Annotated in this window: 9 protein-coding genes; 5 read left to right on the top strand and 4 right to left on the bottom strand. The window is 48.7% G+C overall.

Features of this window, described 5'->3' with window-relative positions:
* Positions 1 to 391 precede the first annotated feature (391 nt).
* The 4 genes from AABZ39_11295 (at position 392) to AABZ39_11280 (ending at position 4,976) form a co-directional block, all read left to right on the top strand.
* Positions 392 to 595, top strand: coding sequence for a hypothetical protein (locus AABZ39_11295; GenBank protein MEK6795357.1), 204 nt, complete (start codon positions 392 to 394; stop codon positions 593 to 595).
* Positions 596 to 648: 53 nt separating this feature from the next.
* Positions 649 to 1,242, top strand: coding sequence for a hypothetical protein (locus tag AABZ39_11290; protein ID MEK6795356.1), 594 nt, complete (start codon positions 649 to 651; stop codon positions 1,240 to 1,242).
* Entirely contained in the window at positions 1,188 to 2,120 is a 933-nt protein-coding gene (locus AABZ39_11285) for a hypothetical protein (GenBank protein MEK6795355.1), read from the top strand. Before AABZ39_11290 ends, AABZ39_11285 begins: the two co-directional genes overlap by 55 nt.
* Positions 2,121 to 2,489: 369 nt before the next feature.
* Entirely contained in the window at positions 2,490 to 4,976 is a 2,487-nt protein-coding gene (locus tag AABZ39_11280) for a CHAT domain-containing protein (protein ID MEK6795354.1), read from the top strand.
* 33 nt (positions 4,977 to 5,009) lie between these two features.
* On the opposite strand, the gene AABZ39_11275 is transcribed toward AABZ39_11280, so the two are convergent.
* Together AABZ39_11275 and AABZ39_11270 are read right to left on the bottom strand one after the other, a co-directional pair.
* Positions 5,010 to 5,246, bottom strand: coding sequence for a type II toxin-antitoxin system HicA family toxin (locus AABZ39_11275; GenBank protein ID MEK6795353.1), 237 nt, complete (start codon positions 5,244 to 5,246; stop codon positions 5,010 to 5,012).
* On the bottom strand, positions 5,239 to 5,469 hold the full coding sequence (locus AABZ39_11270; protein ID MEK6795352.1) for a type II toxin-antitoxin system HicB family antitoxin: 231 nt from the start codon (positions 5,467 to 5,469) through the stop codon (positions 5,239 to 5,241). The genes AABZ39_11275 and AABZ39_11270 overlap by 8 nt, the downstream gene beginning before the upstream one ends.
* 334 nt (positions 5,470 to 5,803) lie before the next feature.
* Here AABZ39_11270 and AABZ39_11265 point away from each other — a divergent pair, with 334 nt between their 5' ends.
* Positions 5,804 to 6,772 carry a PrsW family intramembrane metalloprotease gene (locus tag AABZ39_11265; protein MEK6795351.1) on the top strand — a complete coding sequence of 323 codons (969 nt, stop codon included), beginning with the start codon at positions 5,804 to 5,806 and terminating at the stop codon, positions 6,770 to 6,772.
* Between the two features lie 46 nt (positions 6,773 to 6,818).
* Here AABZ39_11265 and recN read toward each other — a convergent pair whose 3' ends face one another.
* Positions 6,819 to 8,528 carry a DNA repair protein RecN gene (gene recN, locus AABZ39_11260; GenBank protein MEK6795350.1) on the bottom strand — a complete coding sequence of 570 codons (1,710 nt, stop codon included), beginning with the start codon at positions 8,526 to 8,528 and terminating at the stop codon, positions 6,819 to 6,821.
* Positions 8,529 to 9,383 carry an NAD(+)/NADH kinase gene (locus AABZ39_11255; protein ID MEK6795349.1) on the bottom strand — a complete coding sequence of 285 codons (855 nt, stop codon included), beginning with the start codon at positions 9,381 to 9,383 and terminating at the stop codon, positions 8,529 to 8,531.
* Positions 9,384 to 9,708 lie beyond the last annotated feature (325 nt).

The raw sequence follows: 9,708 nt of genomic DNA, 5'->3' as shown, positions 1-9,708 counted from the left end.
TTGCGGGGAATGTTTCGATCCTTGCGGGGAATGTTTCGACCCTTGCGGGGAATGTTTCGATCCTTGCGGAGAGCGGGCAAGCCTTTGCGGGATATAATTCAGATCAGAATTATTAGAATTCGGGCTTTCTGGAGATCCTGAGCAGGATTACATAGGCGATGTAACGGGTACGTCTGAAACGGGCGCGAGCGTATGGATGCGCGGGACAACTGCCGGTATGCAAGAGAACAAGGGCTCATCCCTCGACCAGGCTCGGGAACCATGCCCCCTTGTTCCGTCATTCTGCTGATGGTTTTCATATACACATATCTGTACCCGCGCATTCGTTGCATCCGAGGAATATAATTCGTTTTCATCCGTATACACTATCCAGATGGAACAAGGAGGCGCTATGAAGACTATCATTTGCCTGATATTCGCCGCATTTACTTGCGTTTTCAGCGGTTATGCGTATGATGCTGCTTATACGCGATCGAGCGATCATTCGTACGTCAATCGCGATGAGGTGAAGGTGAACGGGTATTATCGCAGGGACGGCTACTATGTTGAAAGTTATTATCGGACACGGGTGAATGAGACGAGGGCGATTAATTAGAGTTCGAAGGGGAATGTGAATCCGTATATTATGAAATGCAGAGGAGAAAAAATATGACAACGCTAGACGTAATTTCATTAAGTGTGGGGATACTAGGTTTGTTCTTTGGTATCGTCGGTGCATATATGGCGTATATATCGTTTGTAAATCCGATAAAGAGATTTATGAAATATATTAGAGACTTCAGAAATTGGGAAAAGTTCCAAGGGATTAAAGATCACCTTTCTATATATCGCCATGTTAAATACCCCAATTTTCGAATTGTCATAGATTGGGATACAGAAGTTAAAAAAGATTTCCATGAGGATTGGATGAATGATGCTGTTTTTCTGGATAAGAAAAATAATGCTTTATTCTATGTTCGGTTGGAAGCTAACGCGATGCAACTGGAAAGCGAACTATTTATTTCATTGGATGGGGGCAGGTATTTTGTTCCACTGCCAAAATATTTCGCCGTAAAGAATGGGAAAAAGTATTATTATGATAAACGACAGATTCTGTTGGCAAAAATTGTAGGGGCATTTTATCGCTATCAAAACATATATGAATTTGCGCAAAATCAAAGCGTGCCTATTGAAATAAATGAAGAAAATTGGAGCACGAAGAGAAATGTGAATTCGAATACGGAAAAGCGAGGAGGGGAATGAAAAACAAATCAAGCGAAAACACAAGAAACAGTTGGGGAAATGATGGAATAAAAGGCAAAGTCAAAAATAGAGTTGATCTGGAATATAATGTAATCGGAGAACAGAAAGAAGTATTAAAAAGAAAAACCGTATACGTTTATAATGAAGATGGGAATAAAATAGAAATATCAGAATATAATGCTGACGACTCATCAAGAATGCGCACTATTTTTACCTATGACAACAGTGGAAATAAGATCGAAGAATTAGTTTTTGTTCCAGCTAGTGTTCTTCATAGCAAATCAATTTACAAATACAATTCTTTTGGGGAAATAAGCGAGATTGTCCGTTATAGCGCCTTCGGGTCAATTATGGATAAATATGTTTATGAATACGACGAAAAAAATAGCTTGTCAGTGATGTCATTGTATAAATTTTCAAATAATACACCTACTACTAAATATGTTTATAAATTCTCATCAGAAGGGTTGTTAAGGAAAGTCGTGGCCACCAACTCGGATGACAACCCTGATAATAAAAACATTTATAAATATAATATGGAAAAGGATGTGAAAAAACAATTGATATTTCATGCCGTTCGTCGATATTACGATGGTTCGTACTATTGGTACCCTGATTTCAATTGGCATCCTGACCGGGTAATAAAATATAAGTATGATAAAAGCAGGAATATAAAAAAGGAGGTTGAAAACGAAATGAATGGCGTTTTTCCTGTTTTTAATAACAATACTGATGGAAGTAAAACTATTTACGAATATGATTCAGCGGGGAATCAATATAAAATATCGATATTCATAAAAACCGGATGCAGGTTTTTATTATTTAATAAGTATAGATTGGACAAGATAATAATATCTTCATACGAGTACTACAAGTAGCATATGAAGGCTTCTATTAGTTCAATTCTGTTTATATTTCTTTCATCTTCCATATTGCATACAATACTAGCGGATGAAGAAATTAGAATGGCAACAGCAATGATTTCCTTGGGTAGAACACTCGAATCCCAAAACAAGACACAGGAAGCAATAAAAGAATACGAAACCGCCCGCAATCTATTGATAAAAATCAATAACCCCGCCAACATCAGCTCCCTCGTCCTCCGCATCGCCGATTGCTATAAAAACATCGGTCAATATGGATCAGCGATATCGAACTACAGCTCACTTACCAATTCTGCAAATACGAATACAGTATATTTTTCATTGGAAGGCATCGGCTATTCATACGCCTCGCTCGCCAACAGAATGAATAAAGAAACCAACTATCAGGAATGCATACAGTATCGAAAAACCGCGCTTGACCTGTTCGAGCGCATATCCTTAAAGCCGATGCAGGCGCTTTCCCACCTGCTTCTCTCACAGGAGTATTTTACCGTGCGTTCAAATGACGCGGCGTTTACGCATGCATCCTCAGCCGTATCGTTTTTTACCGAATTGCGCGATGCTGAGGGACAGGCGCATGCAATGCAGACGCTTGCGCAGATATACGAACGCCGGAATGAATTCGAGCGGGCGGCAGAATTATTCAGCCATTCGGGCGTGCTCTTTGTTTCGCTTACAAACTATTTTTATGCTTACTATGCTTTTCGTTCCCACGCGGGCATGAATATGCAGATCGGAAATTATCATGATGCGCGCAGGGGATTCACCGACGCGCTTGCCCTCGCGCGGAAGACCGGCTACCGGGAGCTTGTTTCTGATGCGCTTAACAGTATTGGGAATATGTCCGATACGCTCGGGGAGTTTACCGACGCCGAAAAGAACTATCGCGAAGCACTTGCGATCGCACGGACGGATGCTCGAACGAATATGATGATATCGCGGCTTAATAATCTCGGTCTTGTGTGCGCGAAGATGCAGATGTACTCGAACTCGATACGATACCTCCAGGAAGGTATATATCTTGCCATAGAAACACATGATAACGAACAGCTGGCAAGTATTTACAACAATTTCGGTTATTTGTATTCGCTTTCCGGAAGGAACGATGATAAAGCTATGATGCATTACAAAATGGCTGTGCAGCTCATGCTCAGCAACGATGTGAACGAATCCATCGGCGATTATATGTGCAATATCGGTACGATGCATATCAAAAAAGGCGAATACAAATATGCCATGGAATACTTCACCGATGCGCTTGGGATATACAAGGATGTCGGATACAGCAATGTCGCGCATGTGTTGAGCGAGATAGGCATCTGCCATTACAAGCAGTCGAATACCTCAGCGGCGGTCGATTCTTTCAACCGTGCAATACAGAACGCAGATGAATTATACCGCCGGACGCCGGATGTATCGCGAGCGAGTTTCCTTTCCACGATGGCCGCGTATTACAGGAATCTGTGTGCGGTGTACAGCTATAACGGCAATGGGCGTATGGCGCTTGATACAGCGGAAAAAATGAAGGCGAGAGCCATGGCAGATGACATGGCGAAAGCGGCATATAGTGAGGTGAAGATAGATCTGGCCAAGTTCGCATCACCGATAATATATTTCATAAATATCGAGCATGAAGATCAATTGCTGCGGCTGATAATTACGAACGAACGGATCAGCACTGCCGTTCTTTCGCAGGGAGCCGTGCTGAAAAACATCGATAGAAAGCTTTCGAACGATGTGCTTTCGTATTACGATTCTTTCATCGGTAAACGAACACAGATGCAGGACGTGAACAATTCGCTCGCGCCGTTCGCCGTCTACTACAACTCGCTCATCGGAAATAGTGCTGATGCACAGAAAGCGGAAGTGATCCGCAAGCTTGGTAAATTACTGCATGATACCCTTTTTGCAGTATTGCCTGCCGTTTCTGAAAAATTAGAGAATAAAATTGCCGTAGTACCTGACGGTATTCTCGGATTTATCCCTTTTGAATCATTGATCTTGCCAGACGGCAAATATCTCATCGAAAAATACGACATCAAATATGCTCCGTCACTCACCGTACTCAACTACATCGAAAACCGCCAATACAGCGCCCGTAATGATATCCTCGCCTTCGGCGGCGCCGTCTACAAACCCGGCACCTACAAACGCGATATGTCCCTCTCCGATCGCTTCATGAAATACCTGCAGAGCCAGACGGTCATATCGATGAACCGCGGCGATGACCTTTCATCGAAATACCGCGACATCGGTTTCGGCGGTTGGAAGAACCTGCCGTTCTCGCTCAACGAGGTGAAAGCGATAAGCGCTATCTATCCATCGTCGCGCATAGAATCGGGGAAGTCGGTGAACGAATCGCTCGTGAAATCGCTGTCGAAGTCCGGCGAGCTTGCGAAATACCGGATAATACATTTCGCCACGCACGGCATCGCTGTTCCCGAGATACCCGAGCTTTCGGCGATAGTGCTTTCAGAGCCGGGCAAAGGCGATAGAGAGGACGGATACCTGACGCTCAAGGAAATATCGGAGCTTAAGCTCAATGCCGATCTTGTAGTGCTTTCCGCATGCGAAACCGGCTTGGGGAAGATCTATGCCGGTGAAGGCGTTGTCGGGCTTACACAGGCCTTCCTCATCGCGGGTGCCAACGGCGTCATCGCAACGCTCTGGCAGGTGAACGATATCGCATCGATGGAATTCATGAAGACGTTCTACACCTACGTCAAGAACGGCGTGCCGTATTCGACTGCGCTTACGCAGACGAAGCGAGATTTCATCAGCGGCAAGGCGGGCGGCGGGAAGTATAAAGCCCCGTTTTACTGGGCGCCGTTCGTGTATTACGGGAAGTAGAAGATAGCGATAATCAAAAGCGCATCTGTGTGATCAATGTGTATTATGCCATAGAATAAATTCGTCTAATTCCATACCGATATCTTCACGAATGATCTTTCTGAGAAGCCCTTTCGGCAGATCGGAATTGCCGTGCACCGCAACGGTCGTAGCCCTGCCATCGGGGTGACGAAGGCGGATATGCGAGCCTTTTTGACGTACTTCTTCAAATCCCATCAGGCGCAGTATTCGAAGTAAGTCGCGGGCGGAAAGCACCGGCAACTTAGGCATGTGTGGTCAGTTCCAGCTCTCGGAACCCTACGAACGTTGCCGATTCATCTGAAGGATAGTGCTCATCTTCGATGCAAACTTCAGCGGCTTCTCGTATATTTTTCAGCGCTTCGTCTATCGTTTTTCCATAACTATGGCATCCCTTCAATGTAGGGCAGCTTGCGATGTATACGCCATCCTCGTCGATCTCGATCAGTACAGGAATATGCAGCATTTTCTCCATATCTCATTACCTCGATGCAATGGTACCACAGAACCCATTCCAATGCAAGACATTGAAGCGATCGAATTTGGCCCCGCAGCGCGGGAAGACGGCGGGGGTTGGTAATACGTCCCTCTATCCATCGCATTGAATCCCTTTGTATTATTCCCTCTTGCTCCCCTTCCCCTCTCTCACTTCCCCGTGAGAGAGGGGAAGGGGCCGGGGGATGGGGTGAGTGTTTTAGGAATATCCCGCCATTTCCTCCGTATAAGAAAGGTGTCCGAAAAGACGATTTTCTCTGTATCCGACAACTTTTGTCGTTTCCGGCAGTATATTAGTCGCATGGAGGTGTACTATGGACTTCCTCCTGAAAGTGGTCGCTTTCTTCATCGCCGTCGTCCCGGTGGCGCTAATCGCCTTTTATGTCCGTCGGCGCAATATACACAAGATTTACAGTGATACCAGTATTTTCAAGGTTTTCGCTCTCGGCATGCTTATAGGATTCCCTATCGGCTTTGTGGAAGAATTTCTAGCCTGGGTAGTCGGCGGATACTTGGAATCAACAGCATTTTATATATATGAATCATATTTCATTGCCGGTTTTGTCGAAGAAACGTTCAAGATACTCGCCATTGCCTGGATAGTATATGACCGCAAGGATTTCAATCAGCGTATGGATGGAATTGTGTTCTGCGTAGTCGCCGCTCTAGGATTCTCTTTCCATGAGAACCTTGTTTACATGTTCCAATATTATCCCGAGCACTCGTTCTTTATCGCCATCCAACGGGCTATTCTATGCACCCCCGGGCATGCGCTCATGACCGGTATTGCCGGATATTTCGTAGCGGTGGCAAAGTACGAAGGCCGTGCACATCGGGCGTATGAAGATTTCTATGTCATAATCGGCTGGATATCCGCGATATTCCTTCACGGGACATGGAATTTCCTGTTAAGTCAATTCGGCGGATTGGAGATGTACGAAGGCGGCTGGGTTGTCTACGCACAATGGCTGCTCCTGCCCATCGAATTCCTCATCCTCCGCCATCTCATCAACAAATCCGTAGTACACGATGCGTCCCGTCCGGGAGCGGTGCGCGTAAAAAAGCAAGCGTTTACATTGCGCTGGATGATAATACCGCCGCTCGAATTCGCTCACAGGAAATTATCAAAGCTCGCCGGAACACCGCTGCCGGAAGAAGTGCGTCACTTCGATGCGCGTGCTGTCGTGCGCCCGGGCGTGTATATCAACAAAGGCGATATAGTCCTTCCGCGTCCCAGTCAGCGGATCGCTGTAACGAAGCGCGCATTCATCAATCGTACTTGAAGAACAAGGGGGCATGCCCCCTTGTTCTCTTGATCACGGATACCACCTATCCCTTCGCCCTTGCAAGCATTTCCGCCGCATGCGCACGCGATGTATCGGTTATCTCTTTCCCGGCTATCATACGCGCGACCTCGTTCACCCGTGCCTCATCGGAGAGGAGCTCTATGTTCGACACGGTACGCCCGTCCACGTCGGATTTCGATACCATGAAATGCGTATCCGCATGCGAGGCTATCTGCGCAAGATGCGTTATAACAAGCACCTGTTTCTTCTCGGCAAGCGCAGCAAGTTTCTCGCCGATGACCTCGGCGATGCGCCCGCCGACACCGACATCGATCTCGTCGAACACCATGGTGCCGGTAAAGTCGCCGTCGGCAAGCACCGTTTTCATCGCGAGCATGATGCGCGATATCTCGCCGCCGGAAGCTATCTTCCTGAGCGGTGCGGGCATACTCCCCTTGTTGGGCGCAATGAGGAATTCGACGGTGTCTACGCCTTCCGCTGAAGCTTTATATCGCGCGCCGTCCACCTCTATCACGCCTGCGTCGTCCTCTTCGCGCACCATCTCGACATCGAACACGGCGTTCTCCATGCCGAGGTCAGCTATCTCCGTGCGTATGCGTCCGACGAACGCATCCTTCGATGATCGGCGAAGTTCGGAAAGCTCAAGCGCAAGCGCGCTCGCTTCGCGCCGTTTGACCGCTATTTCCGCTTCGAGCTTTTTTATGTCCTCGTCGGAGAAGTCGATGAGCGAGAGCTTTTCCCCTGCCGATGCGCCGTAGGCTATCACCTCCGGTATCGTGCCGCCGTACTTCTTCTTGAGCGAGCTTATGAGAAAAAGCCGTTCGTTGAGCGCCTCTAGCCGCGCGGGATCGAATTTCACGCCGTTCTTAATCTCAGCGATAAGATCGCGCACGTCGCCGGTGCGATACGAGATGTCCTCGAGCATGGCGGCCGCTTCCGCGAAGCGCGCATCGTATTCCGAGAGCGGCTGCACGGCGGAGAGCGCTTTGCCGAGCATGGCAAGCGCGCTTTCATCGGAGCCGTATACCGCTTCATACGCGCCGGATATGCCGGAGGCTATCTTCTCGAAATTCGATAATTTATTTATCTCTTCGCGCACATCCGTCTCTTCGGTCGCCGTGAGCTTGGCGGCGCTTATCTCGTTCACCGCGTATTCAAGGAAGGAGCGTTCGCGCGCGAGCGCGGTGCGGTTCTCGACTATTTCCCGGTGACGGCGCACGAGCGATGTGAGCGCATTGAACGCGGTGCGGAAGCGTGACTTGAGATCGTTCGCGTTGATAAAGGTATCGTAAAAGTCGAGATGGAACGCAGTATGAAAGAGCGATTGATGCTCATGCTGCCCGTGTATATCGACGAGCACATCGCCTATTTCCTTGAGCTGCGACACCTTCACGCCCGTGTGATCGATGAAGGAACGGCTTTTCCCGTCCTTCGTTATCTCGCGTCGTATCGTGATCTCATCGTTCTCGGGCGTAATGCCCCATGCAGTGAGCTTCGGCATGATGACGGCTTTCGCATCGCGTATGTCAAAGACGCCGCTCACCGTAAGCCTGTCGGCGGCGGGGCCCACCGCGAGCGTGCTCCCTTTTTCGCCGGTGATGATCTCAAGCGCGCTTATGATGATGCTTTTGCCCGCGCCGGTCTCACCGGTGAGCACATTGTTCCCGCGGCCGAGCTTTATCCTGAGCTTGTCGATGAGGACGAAATTCCGTATTTCAAGTACGCTGAGCATTCATCGTCCCCAATTGAGCTTGTCCGTGAGTATCTGATAGAAGCTTAAGCGCTTCTGTTTGACGAGCATGAAGCTCGTGCGTGAGCGCGATATCGTTACCGTGTCGCCCGTGCGGAAATGTTCGCCGGGGAGCCCGTCGACCGATATGACCGTGTCCGGAGCGCCGGAGGCGAGCGATATGGATACCGTATCGTCACCGGCAATGACGAGCGGACGGAACGTGAGTGCGTGCGGTGCTATCGGCACGAGGACAAGGGCGTCCACGCGCGGATTGACGATCGGCCCGCCCGCGGAGAGCGCGTACGCGGTGGAACCGGTGGGGGAAGCGACGATGATGCCGTCCGCTTTTATCGGGGCTATGCCCCTTCCGCCGATGCTTACCGAGAACCGTGCAAGCTTCGGATAATGGCCTTTCGCGACCACCGCTTCGTTCACCGCCATCATTTTTCGATTGTGTCTCTTCGAACGCACCGAAACATCGAGCATGTGACGCGTCTCGATGATGTAATTCTTTTTTCTGCCGGTGAGAAGATCATGCAGCATTTCCATGCTTTCATCGACGGTATTCTCCGCCATGAAGCCGAGCGTGCCGTAATATACCGGCATTACGGGTACGCGATAAGGCGCTGCCATCCGAATGCCGGCAAGCAAGGTGCCGTCACCGCCCACCGTGATAAGAAGTTTCGCCCCCGATACGCCTTTTGCGGACGGCGTCTTTCGAGCATGCGCGATATCGAGCGCACAGATGCGCGCCTTCACATGCGACCGCGCGGCGACCGCAATGAGCGACGCGACGACCTTCTCATGCTCGCGCTTGCCGCTGTTGACGAGTATCACTATCGATGTGGCACGCATAATCTCCCCTGGCAGTAGGCGGATTATACAATAAGTCGGATGAAAAGGAAACATTCGCTGCCGGATCAATGGTGCTATTCAAAGAAGAAAAACCACGGGGCACCGAGATAGAAAAGAGATGGGAAATGGATCGATTAATAAGATATTCGAAACCACCATAGGCAGTATTTCTTATCCTCTCTATCTTTCTCTGTGATCATCTCTGTGGTTCGATCGATCTCTATCCGATTTTGTAGTATATGTAGCATTGTATAGCGGTATATACCTCCTCCGGGTGATATAAATTCGATCAACTGGTACCGGCGGTACCAAATGCTGTCCGCCG

The organism is Spirochaetota bacterium (assembly GCA_038043445.1).
Lineage (GTDB): Bacteria > Spirochaetota > Brachyspiria > Brachyspirales > JACRPF01 > JBBTBY01.
Note: the sequence above shows the minus strand (reverse complement) of the source record. Positions and strands in the feature narration are given on the sequence as shown.